Consider the following 16,446-nt stretch of genomic DNA (forward strand, 5'->3'; position numbering starts at 1 on the left):
CGAGGTGAGGTGCAAGCACTCAATTGTGCGCCTCGTCCATGTGCCCTGCCATGTGTCGTCCGAGCACGGCGCGCTCCGCGCCTTCGGCCGGCGTTTCATACACCAGCCGGCCTTCCGCCATCACGGCGATGCGGTCGGCCAGTTCCAGCAATTCATCCAGGTCCTCGCTGACGAGCAGCACGGCCGCGCCGGCATCGCGCGCCGCGATCAGCCGCGCGTGAATATCGGCCACCGACGCGAAATCGAGCCCGAACACCGGATTCGCGACGATCAGCACATCCACGGGCTGGCCCAGCTCGCGCGCCAGCACCGCACGCTGCACATTTCCGCCGGAGAGTGTGCCTATCATCCGCTCGGGCACCGGAGGGCGCACGTTGAAATCGCGGATCCGTTGTATGGCACGCTCGCGCATCGCCTTGCGATCGAGACGCCAGCCGCCGCGGCACACCGGCGCGCGGTCGAAATCGCGCAACGCCAGATTCTCCGCCACGCTCATGCCGGCGACACAGGCGTTCTTCAGCGGCTCTTCAGGAATCGCGAAGACGCGCCGCGTGGTCATCTCCTCGCGCGTGGCGTGATACGGCGCGCCTGCAATCTGCATCTCGCCTTCCACGGGACGCCGCTGGCCTACCAGGGCCTCGACCAGTTCCTTCTGGCCGTTGCCCGACACGCCCGCGAGGCCGAGAATCTCCCCGGCGCGCACTGCCAGCGTCGCGTGGCGCACCGCAGTGTGGCCGCGGTCGTCCTGCACGGAGAGATCGCGTAGTTCGAGCCGGATCGCCGCCGCGGGATCAAGTGGCTTGCGCCTCGCACGTTCGACACGGATTTCCGCGTCAACCGGAGCGACGGACATGGCTTCGCGCGAGGCCTCCGCCTGCTGGACCGGGCTCGTGCCCATCATCCAGTTCGCGAGTTGCTCGCGGTCGGTCTGCGCGACCGCCGTCGTGCCGACCTGACGTCCCTTGCGCAGAACCGTGACGTCGTCGGCGTAGGCCATCACCTCGCGGAACTTGTGCGTAATCATCAGCACAGTGAGTTCGCCACGTGTCGTGAGATCGCGCATCAGGCCGAGCACTTCGTCCGCTTCCTGCGGCGTCAGCACCGAAGTCGGTTCATCGAGAATCAGAAAGCGCTGGCGCAGGTAAAGCTGCTTGAGAATTTCGAGCTTCTGCTTTTCCCCGGCTGCGAGTCCCGCTACCGGCGCGCCCAGCGGCAGACTGAACGGCATGCGCGTCATAAATTCGCTCAACGCAGCACGCTCGCGTTTCCAGTCGATCCGCCACGATAAACGTCCGCGCGCCAGCAGCAGGTTTTCTTCGACGGAGAGTCCCGTTGCCAGCGTGAAATGCTGATACACCATGCCGATGCCAAGCGCCTGGGCATCGCGCGGCGAAGCGATCTTCACTTCGCGTCCATCCGCGGTGATCTGTCCATCGTCGAGCAGCCCATAGCCGACCAGGCCCTTCACCAGCGTGCTCTTGCCCGCGCCGTTCTCGCCGAGCAGCGCATGAATGGTGCCGGGCGCGACCTTGATCGAGACCTTGTCGAGGGCGCGAAACGAGCCGAACGATTTCGTGGCGCCGAGCACTTCCACACCCAGTGCGTGCGTGACGGCATCCTGCGGCTGATTGTAGGGAGCGGGAGTCGACATGAGCGGTCAGCGTCCAAGCGTGGCGAGCAGCGCGTGCGAATCGGACACGGTGCCGAATACGCCGCCCTGCATCGTGATCATGTGCAGCGCGGCGTCGTGATTACCCTGGTGGGTCGCGCCGCAGCAATCCGCCAGCACCGTGCATTCGAAGCCGCGATCGTTGGCTTCGCGCATCGTCGTGTGGACACAGACATCCGTGGTGATGCCGGTCAGCACCAGGTTGACGATGCCGCGCGTGCGCAGGATCAGTTCGAGATCCGTCGCGCAGAACGAGCCTTTGCCCGGCTTGTCGATGATGATCTCGCCGGGAAACGGCGCGAGTTCGTCGATGATTTCCCAACCCACTTCGCCACGCACGAGAATCCTGCCGCACGGACCGTCGTCGCCGATACCCACGCCTTCGGTCCCCGCGCGGCGGCTACGCCAGCGTTTGTTGGCGGGCAGGTCGGACAGATCGGGCCGGTGCCCTTCACGCGTGTGAATGATGGTGAAGCCTTGTTCACGCATCCGTGCGAGTACGTTGCTGATCGGCTCGATGGGCGCACGCGTGAGCGACAGGTCGTAGCCCATCTTGTCCACATAACCGCCGTGGCCGCAAAAATCCGTCTGCATGTCGATGATGACGAGCGCCGTGTTGTCCGGCCGCAGATCGCCGTTATAGGGCCACGGGTAAGGCTTCGCTTCGATGAATCGGTGCATGGTGGTTAGCTCTTCATTCAGGTTGGCATTGACGTCCATCTCAGCGCGTGAGACTCAGCTCGCCCGGCGCACCGGCGAGCGTCCGGTCGGGACGGCAATTGATGATCATGATCACAAGCGTCAGCACGTAAGGCGCTGCGTTGTAGAGGTAGTAGCCGCTCGTCACGCCGATGCCCTGCAACGCGGGCCCGAGCGCGCCGGCCGCGCCGAACAGCAACGCGGCATACAGACAGCGCAAGGGCTGCCAGCGCGCGAAAATCACCAGCGCGACGGCCATCAGGCCCTGCCCGCTAGACAGGCCTTCGTTCCAGCTGCCCGGATAAACCAGCGACAGGTAAGCGCCGCCCACGCCCGCGAAAAAGCCGCCCACCGCAGTCGCGGCAATCCGGATACGCGTGAGCGGATAGCCCATCGCCCGCGCGGTTTCCGCGTGATCGCCGACGAGCCGCAACGTCATCCCCCAGCGTGTGCTGCGCAAGCCCCACTGCAGCAAAAACGCCAGCACGATGCCGATGATGAAAAGCGGGTTGATATGCAGCGCGTTATGCAATTGTGGCGACGCGGCCCAACTGCCGAGGTCGATCGACGGCAGCATCGTCGCCTGCGGCTGGATGAACGGCTTGCCGAGATAGAACGCGAGCCCTGTGCCGAGCAGCATCAACGCAATGCCGAAGGCGATATCGGAGACGCGCGGCAGCGAGCAGACGAGCCCGTGCAGACAGCCGAACAGCAAACCTACTACGCCGGCTGCGAGCACGCCGAGCCACGGCGAACCGGTCAGATACGAGCCGGCATAGCCGCTCATCGCACCGGAGACGAGAATGCCTTCCAGACCGAGATTCACGCGGCCGCCCTTCTCCGTCAGGCATTCGCCAAGACTCACGAACAGATACGGCGTGCTCACGCGGATTGCTCCGGCCAGCAACGAGAGCAACAGGATCACGACAGGCGAGTGCATATCAGGCATGCGTCTTCTCCAGTTGCACCGGCGCTTCGGTGACAGCCAGCGCCTGCAGTTTCACGCGCCACGCGACGATACGGCCGCCCAGCGCTTCCCACGCGAGCAGGTTGGCGAACAGCAGGCCTTGCAACACGAGCGTCGTTGCGTCAGGCAGATCGAGGCGCCGTTGCAGCAGACTGCCGCTCGCTTCGATACCACCAATCAGGACTGCGCACAAAACAATCGCCAGCGGATTTTGCCGCGCGGCAAAGGCCACCAGAATGCCGCTGTATCCATAGCCCGCCAGCAGCGAAGCATTCGCACTGCCCTGCACCGCGGCCACTTCGAACATCCCCGCGAGGCCCGCTGCGGCACCGCCCATCGAACAGGCCGCCAGCGCCAGCATCCCGACCGGCAGACCGACCAGACGCGCCGCCCGGTTACTGCCGCCTACCACCCGCATGGCGAAGCCTTGGGTGCTGTGCTTCACGAACACCCACGCGGCGACACACGCCAGCACGCCCCATAGCAGGCCCCAGTGCACTTCCAGGCCCGGCAACGAGCCGATCGTCATGGCGTCGGGCAGCGGCAGCGTGGATGGCTTGTTCAGGCTGGCCGGATCGCGCAGCGGCCCTTCCACCAGATGCTTGAACAACGCAATGGCGATATACGACATCAGCAGGCTGCTGATCGTCTCGTTGACGCCGCGCCATTGCCGCAAGGCACCGATCGCGCCGATCCAGACGCCGCCCGCGAGCATGCCCGCGAGCGCCATCAGTGGCGTCGCAATGAGCCACGGCGTGCCGGCCGGCAGGCACTGCGGCACCACCGCGGCCGCCAGGCCGCCGAGTGCCAGCGCGCCCTCGCCGCCAATCACGATTAGCCCAACCTGCGCCGGCAGCGCTACGCACAGCGCCGTCAACATCAGCGGCGAGGCGCGTAACAACGTGCTTTGCCACGCAAACGACGAACCGAACGCGCCCTGCACGATCAGCCCGATCGCATCGAGGGCCGGCGCGCCTTGCACCAGCAGGAACAGCCAGAACAGCAGCAGCGTGCCCGCCAGCGCACACACGGTCGGCAACGCCGGCAAGGCGCCGAGCATTAGCCGGGCAGAACTCGGATTAGGACGCATGGCTGCTCCCTGAAAAAACATCGGACTGCGAACGCATCAGATCTGACCCACCACACCCGAAACCAGGTAGTTCATGCTTTCGAGCGTGTAGTCGGTTTGCACGTGCGTGGTGCCGTCCGCCACCACCACGCCGCCCTTGTTGTCCTTGATCGGACCTTTGAAGATCACGAATTCGCCGGACATCATTTTTGCCTTCACGCTGTCCGTGTTCTGGCGCGCGTCGGGCGTCACTTTTGCGCCGTACGCCGACATCTTCACGAAGCCTTCCTTCAGGCCGCCGCGCAGCACGTTCGGTTGCGGCTTGCCGCTCTGCGCACCCGCCACCAGTGCCTTGTATGGCGTGGCCCAGTCCCATTCCGCGCCGGTCAGATAGCCCTTGGGCGCGAGCGCGGCCTGACTCGCGTGATAGCCACAGCTCATCACGCCGCGCTTTTCGGCGGTTTCGATCACGACCTTGGGGCCGTCGACATGGCAGGTCAGTACATCGCAGCCCTGATCGACCAGGCTGTTGGCGGATTCCGCTTCCTTGACCGGCATCGACCAGTCGCCCGTGAAAATCACATGCGTGGTGATCGACGGATCGACCGACTGCGCGCCCAGCGTGAACGCGTTGATATTGCGCAGCACCTGCGGGATCGGCTTGGCGGCGACGAAGCCGAGCTTCTTGCTCTTGCTCATATGGCCGGCCACGACACCGTTCAGATACTGGCATTCGTCGATATAGCCAAAATAGCTGGTGATATTCGGCGGGTTGCCCTGCTTCCAGAGGCCGCCGCAGTGCGCGAAGCGCACGTTCGGATATTTGGCGGCCATCTTCAGCACGTGCGGGTCGAAATAGCCGAACGAGGTGGCGAAAACCAGCGTGGCGCCGTCCTGCTCGATCATCGCTTCCATCGACTTCTGGACCGCGATGGTCTCCGGCACGTTCTCCTCTTCGACCACCTTGAGGTTCGGCAAGGTCTTGATGACGTTGGCGGCGGCCGCCTGGGCCTGGTTATAGCCGTAGTCGCCGCGTGCGCCGACGTAGATCACCCCGACGGTCAGTTTGCTGGCAGCGAATACCGATTCGAACGGCAGCACCGCACCGAGCGTCAGCAGGCTGGCATTCTTAAGAAAGTGGCGACGATTGCTCATGGCGTATCCGGTTGCGTTGGGTTGTCGGTCAGGAAGAAATAGCGGCTGGGTTGGGCGCGGCCAGGCTCGCGAGATAGGCCAGCCAGCCGCCGAAATGGGTGATGTCGAGTGCGCCCGAGCTCGCCGTGATGGCCGCCGGTTCGCAGATAAAACCTTTGACGTTGAGGCCGTTGGCCAGACGCACGGTGCCGATGCCAAGCGGCGCGGGCACCTGGGCGACCAGGGCTCCGAAGAGGCGCAGCGGCACTTGCCAAAGCTCGACGGCGATCGGCTTCGTTGTGCTCGGGGCGTCGCCTTGATGATCAGGCATCCTGACCAGTGCCGGTTTGGCTGGCATCGTGCCGGCCAGTGCAAACAGACGGTAGTCGGGCGCGGCCTGGGTGGCTTCGATAAAGCGTGCCCCCGCTTCGAGCAGTTGCCCGTTCAACGGTTGGCCGCGCAGATGCGCGCCCACTACGGCCAGCGTGAGCGTCGGCTCGTCGGCCGGCAGCGGACGTTGTGACAGATCGGGCGCGTGCACGTCGTCGAAGAACAACGCCTGGATCTGTGCGCCCAACACGGCGAGGCGATGATCCGCGCCCGCTGGGGCAATCAGCGTGACGCCGGCCGGCAGGCCGTCGCTGCGTCGCACGCCCGGCACCGCCAGCGCGCACAGATCGAGCAGATTGACGAAATTGGTGTAGTAGCCAAGCTGGCTGTTGAGCTCGACCGGATTGGCCTTGACCGCAGCGATGGTTGGATGGGTCGGCGTGGTGGGTACGATCAGGACATCGATCGTATCGAAGACCGCCTGCGCCTCGCGCGCGAGCGTGGCGAGCCGGTATTGCGCAGCGAAGGCGTCGACGGCGCTGTATTGGTCGGCTTTCGCGATCACGCCGGCCACCACGGGATCGATCGCGTCGCGATGTGTGTCGAAGAACTCGCCCACTGCGGCGCGGCGCTCCGCCACCCACGGGCCGTCGTAAAGCAGCGCCGAGACTTCGGTAAACGGCGTGAGGTCGATCGACGCCGGGGTCGGCGCGAGATGTTTGCGCAGCGTGTCGAGCGTCGTATGGAAAGCCTCGGCAGCGAGCGTGTCGCCGTAAAACTCGGCGCGCGCGGGCACGCCGATTCGCAATGGCCCAACGTTCAAACCAAGCGCTGGGACGTGGCGCGAGAAGCTGTCCAGCGGGTCGAAGGCGGCCAGTTGGCTCAGCACTTGCCAGGCGTCGGCGACATCGTGCGCGAAGATCGACACGCAATCGAGACTCTGACAAGCGGGCACCACGCCGCGCTTGCTGACCAGCCCGACTGACGGCTTCAGGCCGACGAGTTCATTGAAGCCCGCCGGAACACGACCGGAACCGGCCGTATCCGTGCCCAGCGAAAACGCCACACAGCCCGCCGCAACGGCGACCGCCGAGCCCGAACTCGAACCGCCCGAGACCCGTTCCGGAAACTCGACATGGCGCACGGCGCCGTACGGCGAACGTACGCCGACGAGGCCGGTGGCGAACTGATCCAGATTGGTCTTGCCGATCAGGATGGCGCCCGCATCCAGCAGACGTTGCACCACGAATGACGATTCCGCCGGCGTGTAGGCGAACGCGGGACAGGCGGCCGTGGTGGGCATGCCGGCGACGTCGATGTTGTCCTTCACCGCGAACGGCACGCCGAACAGCGGGAAGCGCTCGAACAGCGCCGCCCCTGCTTTGGTCTGCAAGGCTTCGAGTTGCGCGGCGCGGGCATAGAGGTCTGCGGCGGTGACGCGGTGAATCCAGACTTCGGGGCGGTCGACGGCGTCGATCCGCTGCAGCGTTTCATCGACGCATTGGGTAGGCGTAAGCGCGCCGGATGCGTAGCCTGCGGCTAGCTTGCGAATCGAAACGACGGGGCGGGTGGTACCAATGTTAGTCATGAGTTCAATCTTGAATACAAGTTTGAACTCATAAAGCAGGACCTATGCCAATTGCTCGATTGAGAATGTGATGGGAGGCGCAGAAGCTTATGCAACGGGCCTTTGCGGCACACGGCGGGGTTGTATGGCCGCATACGGCTGCGTACCTTGAGCGGCCAGACGCTGGTCTATGTTTGTGCGTCATTCCCCACAACAGGGCGGAGATGAACCGCGACGGTTCGTTGGCGGGAATGGATGCGCAACCAGTTAACTCCGGATCGCCCTGCTCACGCGGCAGTCGCTAGCATTTCGTCAACGGTCATGCCCCTGCGACGATCGCTGCGGCAAGGAGAGCCCAAACCGTACTATTTATTCTCGTCATGTAAGCGCCCGGTGCGTCATGGTTCGCCACCGTGAGGTTCTCTATAACAGCAATACCGAAACGGCAGCGCGTTCTGCGCTTCTGAGTCGACAACAGACGCACGCATCCCGTGGCCGTATGTCCCATCGCCCAACCCAGACTGATGTCGACTATCCCAGGTCGCCAGACAAGTCGGCCGCTGCACGAACGGGGAAAAGCAATAGCGACGTTGATCGCAACGCTCGTGCCGCGTGTTGACGCTATACGCGGCGGACCTTGTGCGTGAGCCAACCCGAGGAGCAACCGATACGGGTAGGACGAGACGGATGGCGTGATGAACAACTGCAGCCATGTAGTTTCGATTGCCACGCGCCCGTCCCTACAGATAGGGCGCAATGTTTGCCATCGCCCGTTCCATGTACGCGTCCTTCTCGCCCACCGGCGCCACGTAGCGAATCGCGTCGCGTGCCGCCTCGCTGCCTTCGAGCCGCGCGATCATCCACGCTGCCAGGTACTGCGACGCCAGACAGCCCCCCGCCGTTGCGACGTTCCGGCGAGCAACGAATGGCTGTTCGAGCACAGCGACGCCCGCCTCTTCGACCCACGGCTTCGTGGTGACGTCCGTGCATGCGGGTACCCCGTCGAGCAGACCCAGCCGTGCGAGTACCAGCGTGCCCGAACATTGCGCACCGAGCAGTTGACGCGTCGTGTCGAACTTGAGTTGTGCCATCAATGCAGTATCGGCGACGACTTCGCGCGTCCGGATTCCGCTACCGACCAGCACGGCATCCGCGTCGCAGGCATCCTGCAAGTGCGCCTGCGCGTCGATCTCCAACCCGTTCATGGAACGCACACGCGATGTGGGACTCGCAATCGAGACACGCCACCCAGGTTTCCTGATGCGATTCAGGATATTGAATGCGAGCAACGAATCGATTTCGTTGAAGCCGTCGAATGTCAGGATGGCGATTTTCATGGCGAACCTACCGGGCTGGAAAACTTGTGTTGCCTCATGGTAGGACCGATAATCAATACAATCAAATAATTGTCATGGATACATTGCCATGCACAGCCAACGCTACAAACCTCTTGTGGATCACCTGGCCGCCGAGATTCGGGCTGGACGGTTACGCCCAGGGACGCGTCTGCCGACGCACCGCCAGCTCGCAGCGCGCGAAGGTGTGGCACTCGTCACCGCAACCCGCGTTTATGCGGAGTTGCAAGCGATGGGACTGGTGAGCGGCGAAACAGGCCGCGGCACATTTGTGAAGGAGCCGCTGCTGCCAGCGGAAGGTGTCGACCTGCTCGCGTCGGGCGCCGATACGGTAGACATGACATTCAACTATCCGTCTTCACCGGGACAGGCCGACCTCTTTCGCGCGGCGCTGCGCCAGCTCGCAGCTTCGGGCGACCTCGAATCGCTGCTTCGCTATCAGCCGCATGGTGGGCGCGAGCGAGAGCGGGAAACTGTCGCGCAACACCTGAGTACGCGTGGCCTCCAGGCGACAAACGAGACCACCCTGCTCGTGAGCGGCGCGCAGCACGGACTGACGACCACCGCTATGGCGCTATTCGAACCCGGTGACGTAATAGCCGTAGACGCGCTGACGTATCCAGGTTTCAAGTTGACGGCCGAAGCCAGCCGACTCGAACTCGTGCCGATTCCAGCCGCCGGCAGCGGGCCCGATCTGGACGTGCTGGACGCCCTCTGCAGGCGACGCAAGGTGCGCGCCATCTATACGATGCCGACGCTACACAATCCGCTTGGTTGGGTCATGGGCGTGGGGCGACGCCGGCAACTCGTCGCTATCGCGCGCCGACACGGACTGGTCATCATCGAGGACGCTGCGTACGCGTTTCTCGCGCAAAACGCCCCACCACCGCTCGCCGCGCTGGCTCCTGAGATAACGGTCTATGTATCGAGCTTTTCGAAAAGCGTGGCGACGGGGCTGCGCGTGGGTTTCGTCCACGCGCAACATAAATGGATTCCGAAGATTGAGCGAAACATTCGCGCGACCACGTGGAATGCGCCCGCGACCCTGACAGCGATCGCATGCGGATGGATCGAGGACGGCACAGTCGCGCGGCTCGAAGCCGAAAAGCGCCACGACGCCATGCTGCGTCAAGCGATCGCCTCTCGCGTGCTGCGTCAGTTGAAACGAATCGGGCATCCTGCGTCGTACTTCCTGTGGCTTCCGCTGCCGCAGGAGGTTCGTGGCGACGCAATCGCGAAGGCGCTGAGGGACGAGCGGATTGCAGTGTCGACTGCGCACGCGTTTTCCGTGTCGTCCCAGGTGCCTCACGCAATCCGGCTCGCGCTAGGTTCCGTCAGCCTGTCGACGACGGAACACGCTCTCGAGCGGGTAGCGGCAGTCATTGCCGACCGCACCTACTAAGCGGTCCCCGGATATTTGCCAGAGCCGATTCTGACCTACGATCGGTCAACGTCAACGACAGCCTGAGCGAATGCCCCAGGCGCTTCTTGCGGAAGGTTATGCCCTATCCCGCCCGATAGCTGCCGATGTTCATAGCGGCCGACAAAATATCTGGCATAAGAAGCTGGCTCAGGATGCAACGCTCCATTCGCGTCCCCTTCGAGCGTGATGGTAGGCACGCTCACAGCGGGATGAGCCGCTAGCCTCTTCTCGAGCTCATCATATTTTGCTTCACCCTCAGCGAGTTTGAGCCTCCAGCGATAGCGATTAACCGAAACATCGACATGATCGGGGTTCATAAAAGCCGGCGCGGAACGCTCGAACGTGGCATCGTCGAAACGCCATTTCGGCGATGCCAATTCCCATGTCATGCGGACAAAGTCGTGCGTGTATTGACCGCATCCCAATCGGCCTCGCTCAGTGGCGAAGTAATACAGGTACCACCATTCGCGTTCTTTCTGAGGGGGTATTGGCTTCAATGCCGGGTCCTCCTGACTGGCAATCGTATACCCGCTTGCGACGACCAGGCCTTTGCAACGCTCAGGCCAGAGCGCCGCTAGCGCGCAAGCAGTTCGACCGCCCCAATCGAATCCGCCCAGAATCACCTTGTCGATCTTCAGCGCATCGAGAAAATTCAGGGCGTCCGTTACGAGTGCCGCTTACTGCCCGTTACGGGGGGGTAGATTCAGACAGGAATCGCGTTGTCCCATAGCCATGAAGATAGGGCACCAGCACGTGGTAACCAGCGGCAGCAAGCGCCGGTGCCACGTCCACGAAGCTGTGAATATCGTAGGGCCAGCCGTGCAGCAGCAGGACCGGCGTTCCAGTGACGGGACCCATATCCACGTAGCCCACGTTCAGCTCTCCGCGTCGATCTGCTTTAAAGCGCCAAACGTGGTGTGCGAGCCCGGGATGATTGCCGGGATTCGGTCGGACGTCGCTTCACTCGCTTGCGCGTAGCTCGGTCCGAACTGGGCAAGAGCGCCAGCCGCCAGGCTGAGCGCGGCGGATGTCACGAATTGACGGCGTTTGATTGCGATCTGTTCGGTCATCTCACTGTCTTCCTGTTCATTACGTGCGCAAGGAGCGCAAACCCGCGCGGACTTCCTCGGCAAATATTTGCGGCTGTTCCCACGCTGCAAAATGGCCGCCTTTTTCTGGCCTGTTGTAGTAAATGAGGTTGTGATAGGCCCGTTCCGTCCAGCTCCGCGGTGCCTGATAGTTCTCGCCAGGAAAGGCACTCACGGCGGCAGGGACGGACACGTCGGCGGCGGCATAAAAGTTGAAATGCGACTCCCAGTAAATGCGAGCCGAAGACACTCCGGTGTTGGTCAGCCAGTACAGCGTGATGTCGTCGAGCACATCGTCGCGCGTCAGCTCACCCGAGGAGAATCCGTTGACCGTATGCCCATGCACCGCCGAAGTCATCGCCGCCGCCGGCTGGCCGTTGCCGTCTGGGTGGTCCATCAGCCAGCTCGCTAGCGCGATCGGCGAGTCGGCCAATCCATAAAGCGTTTGCGGACGTGTGCCCTGTTCCAATGCGTAGGCGCGGCGCTTCTGCAAGACGACCAGTTGTTCGTAGGCGTGCCGCTCTTCGTTGTTGAGGTTGGCCGGGGTTGGCATATTGTCCTGGAGCGCTTTCACGATCTCGAGGGGAAGTGTCGCCGGGAGGTTGACGTGAATACCCAGCAATTCCGGCGGCGCCTGTTTGGCCATTACGTTGGACACGATCGCACCCAGGTCCCCACCTTGCGACGCGAACTTCTCGTATCCAAGCCGTTTCATCAACTGGACCCACGCACGTGCGGTACGTTCCGGGCCCCAGCCGGTCTCAGTGGGCTTGCCGGAAAATCCGTATCCTGGCAAAGACGGAATGACCAGATGGAATGCGTCTGATGCGCTCGCACCATGCGCCGTGGGATTCGTCAATGGATCGATGATCTTGAGCTGCTCGATAACCGAGCCAGGCCACCCGTGCGTGACGATCAGCGGCATCGCATTCTCATGTTTCGATCGAACGTGGATGAAGTGGATATCCAGCCCGTCGATCTCAGTCACGAAATTCGGATACGAATTCAGTTTCGCTTCGCACTTGCGCCAGTCGTAGTCGGTGGACCAATGGCGAGCGAGTTCCTGGATCATCGCGAGTGGCACGCCTTGTGTGTCGTCGGTGACCGTTCGCGTTCGGGCCATCGGGTTGCCTTGATGCGACGCCGCAAGTCGGCGAGTTGCGATTCAGGCACGTGGACGCGAAGCGGGCGAATCGCGCTCTTGTCGCCGCCCGTCGCGGGTGCAATGTCGGTGATCGCCTGATTCGTGTCTGCGAAGGCGAGTTGACTCAACGAGCCCGCAGCGACGGCGGCGGCCGCGACGCCGATAAACCGGCGACGCGACGGTAGCTGGGGAATGGTGCTGTCTGACATAAGCTCTCCTGATGGTAATGCGACTGGATTCAGATTCAATGACCCTGCGTTGCCATGATTCACAGATAGCGGTTCACGCTACGGCAGGTATCCTGCGCCGGCAGATGGGCAACCGGCAGGGTTCGTAACGGGTCGTTTCAAGCGGTGCTGGCGGTCACTGCGACTCACCTTGAAGGAAATCAGTCATTGTTCTGACGACAAATTCAGGTTGCTCCTCCTGAATGAAATGGCCACTGCTTTCCACCTTTACCGCAGTGAGATTCGCGGCTTTCTGCGAAACGACCTTTTTCATCCATCCATAGGCTGGACCGCCCATCGCGAGTACGGGCATCTGCAGCGTGCCGTAACTCCGGTTGTCGTTCACGTCCTGTGTAAGCGTCTGGTACCAAGCGTTACTTGCGCGGATCGCATCAGCACTGTTGTACGCCCGTTCATACACGGCGCGGTCTCGCGCATCCACGGCGCCCTCGTCCACGAGAAAGTACTTGAAAAGCCAGTCCTGTTCCACGCGGATGTGACCTGCCAGAAGCTTCTCCGGCAGCCCGTTCACCTGATTGAATGCGAACCACCACAGATAGGGACGGGACGTGCCCAGCTTGTCGCCAAAGGTGCCTTGAGCGGGCAGTAAGGGGAACGTCAGCAGGCTGTCGTCCGGGTGTGGCAATTCCATCATCACCAGCTTGTCGGTGGCTTCTGGATAATTCTCCGCATAGGCGAACGCCACGGCCGAGCCAATGTCATGTCCGGCGATGGTGGCCTTGTCATAGCCCAGCGACTGAACCAGCGCGTGGATGTCTCTCGCCATCGTTTTCTTGTCGTAACCGTCCGCGGGTCGCGACGAGGCACCCATGCCGCGCAGATCCACGGCGATGACAGTGTGATTTTCAGCGAGCGCCGGCATGATCTTGTGGAACGTCCACCACGTTTCGGGCCAGCCCGGTAACAGCACGAGCGGTTCGCCCTTGCCGCCCACGACATAGTGCAGCCTTACGCCGTCAACTTCGGCGTAGCGATTCCGGAATCCGGGCAGCGACGCCGCTAGCGCCGCATCCGATACGCTGGCAGGTTTTTCGTTCGCGATCCGATGCACACTTGCCGCATTAGCGCGCGGAAGTACGCTCGCCAGTGAGTAATCGAAGGAACAGGCCAACAGCAGCGCGGCGAAGGTGACGCTTGCTGCACCTTTCTTGATAACGGAATTCAAAGCAGATCTCCACAAATATAGTTGCTCATCCAGAGGGTTTCAATGTCATCCAGGTGGACGGGTTTCCCATGACCGGTTTTTTTGCTTAGGAAAGCAAAATACTCAACGCGCCCATGTCGTATTGCATATGCAACAATGATTGAAAAATATCAGGTCATACGGTGGGGCAAGTCGCCCGCGATCTCCATGAGCGCATGCACACCCACCTCTCCCAGGACCGCCTTGGCTCTGCTTTGCGCGACGGACCATGCCGATGCGGCGCTCTGAAGCAACGCTTTGCCGTCTTCGGTCATCGAGAGCGGGCGGCTGCGTCCGTCGTTTCCAACTAGGCCTTCTGAAACCCAACCCTGTGAAATGAGCGGCTGAAGATTCCTTGTCAATGTCGACCGGTCATGGTGATTTCTGCGGCCGAGGTCGGAGCGGCTCAGCGGTCCAAGTTCCATGATCAGGACGAGCAGCGTGAACTGGGACGAGTTGATGCCAAACGGCCGCATCGCTTCATCGTAGATCGCGGTGACAACTCTTGAAATCTGTCGGGTGCGTGTAAGCAGACAATTCCGCGCAATCTCGCGGCTTACCTTGCTTCCCGTATCCTGTTGAATGCTCACACTCATGCTCCCGCCTGTTTCGCTGATACCTGATCACGCCTGCCGACTCGCTGCGCGTTGGCTCCTCACACGATGGACGTATTGAAACGCCCGGATGTATCGCGTTTGTGTCTGGACAACGTGGTTTGTGTAAGCGTGGGTATCCATGTATCGAGCAGATACATAGGGATACAAAACAAAGCAAAGCACGAACCGCTTTGGGAATAGTCGCGACGAGGCATCAAGATCGTGCGCCTGCTTCGGACATGTCGAGCGCTTCGCAGTCGACAGGCGGATTTGCCTCGGCGAGTGATAGAGCAATAGCGCTGACTAGCGCTGAGGGAGCGAATGGTTCTGGAGTTTGCTAGAGATTCGTCGTTCGTCGACTAGCAGTCCGCTCACAATCGACGCAGATCTATTTCTGTTGTGAAGAAACGCGTGCAAATCGGCTTTGATATTCGCCCGGTGAAAGACCTGTCTTGCGCTTGAACAGTTGCCGGAACGTGCTGGGATCGGCATACCCCACGCGCTGGCTGACCACATCGAGTCCAATGGGCCTTGATTCCAGCAACCGTTTGGCTACTTCGATACGCAGGTTCTGGAGGTACGCCAGCGGCGCGAGACCGGTTGCCTGCTTGAAATGCCGGTTGAGCGTGCGCTCGCTGACAGCAAGCGAGGCAGCCAGTTCGTCGAGCCGGAAGCCTTCCTGAAGTGTCGCTTCCATGCGCTGCTGGGCGCGTGCGACGAGCGGGTCGTGATGCCCATGTTCGTCGAGAAGCGTTGCATAGGATGCCTGGGAAACCCGGTTCATGTCGATCAACATCGACTTGGCCGTTTTCACGGCAAGCTTTTCACCGGCGAACATCTCCACGAGACGCACCGCGATATTGAGGTACGACGTGACCGAACCGCCCAAAAGAATGCGATCGCTCCCGGTCAGGACTTCCCTCGCCTGAAGCTCGACGTGCGGATAGCGTCGCGCGAAATCGGTTGCCTTGGCCCAATGTGTCGTAGCCACCGCTCCATCGAGTAACCCTGCTTCGGCAAGCAGGTAATTGCCCGTGCAGTACGAAGCGAGTACGACGCCTGCCTTACGCTGGTGCCGTAATGCGGACGACAACGCGACGATCAGCGCACGACGGCTGATGAACTCGTCCATGTCGGCGAAGAAAGGGGCGGTTAGCAGAACGGCGTCCGCCCGTTTACGAGCGTCGATTTTGCCGTCCACGGTAATCGTCTGACCTGATGAAGCCGTGACGGGCTGCCCATCCAGCGATTCCACGCGCCACGTGAATCGGGCCGCCTCAGCGAGCGAAGGCGTGTCTCCCCGCCCTGCCAGATGATTGGCCGCACTGAAGACGTCAATGGGCCCTGAGACACCCGATGCGATGATTCCGTCGTAGACCCAGATGCGGATAGTGACCATGTCGGATTGCCTGCGTGTGTGTCTGGAATTCCTTGAACAATGTCAATACTGCCACTTCCACGTACGGGCGTAAAGGCCGATCATCGCTACAACTCAACATCTCGAGAAGTACGGAGAACTGCACATGAAATTCAATGATACGGCGCCGGTGCTCGTGCCCGAAGGCACGCCCCCACGCTGGCTAATCAGGCTGGCCGAAAACGCAACCCTTGAAGCCACGGTGCTTAAGCGCCCCGTAGAGGGACGCGCTGACATTCTGTCTGTAATCAAACATGCGGTCTCACTGTACGAGTTCCAGCATCACAGCTACAAGGGCGAAACAGGCAACGGCCTCTATATGGAGTCCTATCGTGCACAGATTCAGGGTGTTCCGATCGAAACCCTCCTCGTGGCGCACCTGAACGAAGCGGGCGAAGCGGATTCCGTGGTGATTAACCACCGTCCATTGAAGGCTGCGATGCTGTTCTCGAACTTGATGTGGGAGCGCGTCGATGAGCGGTTCCGAGACCTGTATCTGACAGGACCTGAGGCAACCGCCCTGGAAAACGTTTCTCGCGAGTGACGTCTGGTTTGGT

Annotated in this window: 12 protein-coding genes and 2 pseudogenes; 2 read left to right on the forward strand and 12 right to left on the reverse strand. The window is 61.8% G+C overall.

Annotated features, from left to right (window positions below; translation table 11 throughout):
- Positions 1-19: 19 nt before the first annotated feature.
- The 7 genes from P3T43_RS07615 to P3T43_RS07645 all read right to left on the reverse strand — a co-directional run bounded on the left by P3T43_RS07615 (position 20) and on the right by P3T43_RS07645 (position 8,772).
- Positions 20-1,651, reverse strand: a complete 1,632-nt coding sequence (locus P3T43_RS07615; protein ID WP_429280432.1) for an ABC transporter ATP-binding protein — start codon at positions 1,649-1,651, stop codon at positions 20-22.
- 6 nt (positions 1,652-1,657) lie between these two features.
- Positions 1,658-2,350 (reverse strand): biuret amidohydrolase, encoded by a 693-nt coding sequence (biuH, locus tag P3T43_RS07620; protein WP_429280513.1) that lies wholly within the window; start codon positions 2,348-2,350, stop codon positions 1,658-1,660.
- Between the two features lie 40 nt (positions 2,351-2,390).
- Positions 2,391-3,317: an ABC transporter permease gene (locus P3T43_RS07625; RefSeq protein ID WP_429280433.1), complete on the reverse strand. Its 927-nt coding sequence runs from the start codon at positions 3,315-3,317 to the stop codon at positions 2,391-2,393.
- Positions 3,310-4,425, reverse strand: coding sequence for an ABC transporter permease (locus P3T43_RS07630; RefSeq protein WP_429280434.1), 1,116 nt, complete (start codon positions 4,423-4,425; stop codon positions 3,310-3,312). The genes P3T43_RS07625 and P3T43_RS07630 overlap by 8 nt, the downstream gene beginning before the upstream one ends.
- A gap of 36 nt (positions 4,426-4,461) precedes the next feature.
- On the reverse strand, positions 4,462-5,559 hold the full coding sequence (locus P3T43_RS07635; RefSeq protein ID WP_429280435.1) for a BMP family ABC transporter substrate-binding protein: 1,098 nt from the start codon (positions 5,557-5,559) through the stop codon (positions 4,462-4,464).
- Positions 5,560-5,587: 28 nt separating this feature from the next.
- Positions 5,588-7,456 (reverse strand): allophanate hydrolase, encoded by a 1,869-nt coding sequence (atzF, locus tag P3T43_RS07640; protein WP_429280436.1) that lies wholly within the window; start codon positions 7,454-7,456, stop codon positions 5,588-5,590.
- A gap of 719 nt (positions 7,457-8,175) precedes the next feature.
- Complete coding sequence (locus tag P3T43_RS07645; protein WP_429280437.1) at positions 8,176-8,772, reverse strand: DJ-1/PfpI family protein; 597 nt, start codon at positions 8,770-8,772, stop codon at positions 8,176-8,178.
- An 88-nt stretch (positions 8,773-8,860) separates the two neighbouring features.
- Between P3T43_RS07645 and P3T43_RS07650 the strand changes: the two genes are divergently transcribed.
- Entirely contained in the window at positions 8,861-10,192 is a 1,332-nt protein-coding gene (locus P3T43_RS07650) for a PLP-dependent aminotransferase family protein (RefSeq protein WP_429280438.1), read from the forward strand.
- A 35-nt stretch (positions 10,193-10,227) separates the two neighbouring features.
- Here the strand turns inward: P3T43_RS07650 and P3T43_RS07655 are convergent.
- From P3T43_RS07655 to P3T43_RS07675, 5 genes and pseudogenes are all read right to left on the reverse strand, one after another.
- Positions 10,228-11,283: pseudogene (locus P3T43_RS07655) on the reverse strand (alpha/beta fold hydrolase).
- A gap of 19 nt (positions 11,284-11,302) precedes the next feature.
- Positions 11,303-12,654, reverse strand: a pseudogene (locus P3T43_RS07660) (epoxide hydrolase family protein).
- A 154-nt stretch (positions 12,655-12,808) separates the two neighbouring features.
- Positions 12,809-13,858 (reverse strand): alpha/beta fold hydrolase, encoded by a 1,050-nt coding sequence (locus P3T43_RS07665; protein ID WP_429280439.1) that lies wholly within the window; start codon positions 13,856-13,858, stop codon positions 12,809-12,811.
- 149 nt (positions 13,859-14,007) lie between these two features.
- Positions 14,008-14,466 (reverse strand): MarR family winged helix-turn-helix transcriptional regulator, encoded by a 459-nt coding sequence (locus P3T43_RS07670; protein WP_429280440.1) that lies wholly within the window; start codon positions 14,464-14,466, stop codon positions 14,008-14,010.
- Between the two features lie 394 nt (positions 14,467-14,860).
- The gene (locus P3T43_RS07675; RefSeq protein ID WP_429280441.1) at positions 14,861-15,871 is read right to left on the reverse strand and encodes a GlxA family transcriptional regulator; all 1,011 of its coding nucleotides are present in this window, start codon (positions 15,869-15,871) and stop codon (positions 14,861-14,863) included.
- Positions 15,872-15,995: 124 nt separating this feature from the next.
- Here P3T43_RS07675 and P3T43_RS07680 point away from each other — a divergent pair, with 124 nt between their 5' ends.
- Positions 15,996-16,433 (forward strand): hypothetical protein, encoded by a 438-nt coding sequence (locus P3T43_RS07680; RefSeq protein ID WP_429280442.1) that lies wholly within the window; start codon positions 15,996-15,998, stop codon positions 16,431-16,433.
- Positions 16,434-16,446: the final 13 nt, after the last annotated feature.

Source organism: Paraburkholderia sp. GAS41, from assembly GCF_050436545.1.
Taxonomy (GTDB): domain Bacteria; phylum Pseudomonadota; class Gammaproteobacteria; order Burkholderiales; family Burkholderiaceae; genus Paraburkholderia.

Coding starts and splice junctions, on each gene's coding strand:
- P3T43_RS07635 (WP_429280435.1), bottom strand. CDS start 5,559: ATGAGCAATCGTCGCCACTTTCTTAAGAATGCCAGCCTGCTGACGCTC.
- biuH (WP_429280513.1), bottom strand. CDS start 2,350: ATGCACCGATTCATCGAAGCGAAGCCTTACCCGTGGCCCTATAACGGC.
- P3T43_RS07615 (WP_429280432.1), bottom strand. CDS start 1,651: ATGTCGACTCCCGCTCCCTACAATCAGCCGCAGGATGCCGTCACGCAC.
- P3T43_RS07625 (WP_429280433.1), bottom strand. CDS start 3,317: ATGCCTGATATGCACTCGCCTGTCGTGATCCTGTTGCTCTCGTTGCTG.
- P3T43_RS07630 (WP_429280434.1), bottom strand. CDS start 4,425: ATGCGTCCTAATCCGAGTTCTGCCCGGCTAATGCTCGGCGCCTTGCCG.
- P3T43_RS07675 (WP_429280441.1), bottom strand. CDS start 15,871: ATGGTCACTATCCGCATCTGGGTCTACGACGGAATCATCGCATCGGGT.
- P3T43_RS07645 (WP_429280437.1), bottom strand. CDS start 8,772: ATGAAAATCGCCATCCTGACATTCGACGGCTTCAACGAAATCGATTCG.
- P3T43_RS07650 (WP_429280438.1), top strand. CDS start 8,861: ATGCACAGCCAACGCTACAAACCTCTTGTGGATCACCTGGCCGCCGAG.
- atzF (WP_429280436.1), bottom strand. CDS start 7,456: ATGACTAACATTGGTACCACCCGCCCCGTCGTTTCGATTCGCAAGCTA.
- P3T43_RS07680 (WP_429280442.1), top strand. CDS start 15,996: ATGAAATTCAATGATACGGCGCCGGTGCTCGTGCCCGAAGGCACGCCC.